Source organism: Solihabitans fulvus, from assembly GCF_008386585.1.
In the GTDB taxonomy this organism is placed as follows: domain Bacteria; phylum Actinomycetota; class Actinomycetes; order Mycobacteriales; family Pseudonocardiaceae; genus Solihabitans; species Solihabitans fulvus.
In genome coordinates, this window is record NZ_VUOB01000228.1 from 1 (window position 1) to 911 (window position 911).

General features: G+C 68.9%; 1 protein-coding gene. It reads left to right on the forward strand.

What is annotated here, in order from left to right; translation table 11 throughout:
• Positions 1–238: 238 nt before the first annotated feature.
• Positions 239–911, forward strand: a 673-nt coding sequence (locus F0L68_RS41415) for a recombinase family protein (RefSeq protein WP_149855379.1), incomplete at its 3' end; no start/stop codon positions are given.

Genomic DNA, 911 nt, shown 5'->3' on the forward strand with positions numbered 1-911 from the left:
GACGGTGACGACGAAGGAGGACCATCCATACTTGTCGTCAAACCATCCTTTGACGACAAGTCAGTTGATTATGCAACGGATCGGGAGGTCGGCGGGGATCGGTCGAGGTCCGCGGCGGTCGATGGCGCACTGCGGTTCGCCGTTGATCCAATGGAATCCGATGCGAGTTGACTACAGGGTTTGACGACAGGTACATATTGCCCTGTCGTATCCGAATGGATGAAGGAGACAGGCGGCCATGGCGGACCTCGTCTACACCCGGGTCTCCACCGACGAACAGAGCACCGCGCGCCAGACCCACCTGCTCGCCGAGGCCGGGCTCGTCGACGGCACCGTGGGCGTCCGCCTCTTCAGCGACCCGTCCACCTCCTCCAAGATCCCCGCCCTGGACCGCGCCGGGTTCACCGAGCTGGCCGGCTACGCCAGGCTCGGCGACACACTCACCGTCTCCGAGTTGTTCCGGCTGTGCCGCGACCTCGCCGACATCCTGGCCGTGCGCGGCTGGTGCCAACAGCACAAGGTGAAGCTGCGCGTGCTGTCCGGGCCGCTGTCGAGCATCGTCGACCTGGCCGCCACCGACGCGACCACCACCATGCTGGTCAACGTGCTGGTCTCGGTCGGCCAATTCCAACGTGACCTCCAGAACGAACTGACCCGCGACGGCCTGGCCGCCGCCTGGGCCGGCGGCTCCCGCTCCGGCCGCCGGCCGCAGATCGCGCAGCTCGGCGTGCTCAACGACGTACGCACGGCGTTCCGCGCGGGCACGAGCATCGCCGCCCTGTCCCGGGAACACCAGGTGAGCCGGGTCGCGATCCGCACCGCCGTGGCCGACTTGCTGCCCGGTCGGCAGCCGGAGCGGGAGCCGGCGGGCGCCGGGGCCCGGCCCAAGCTGGGCCGGGTGGTGCCCCGCA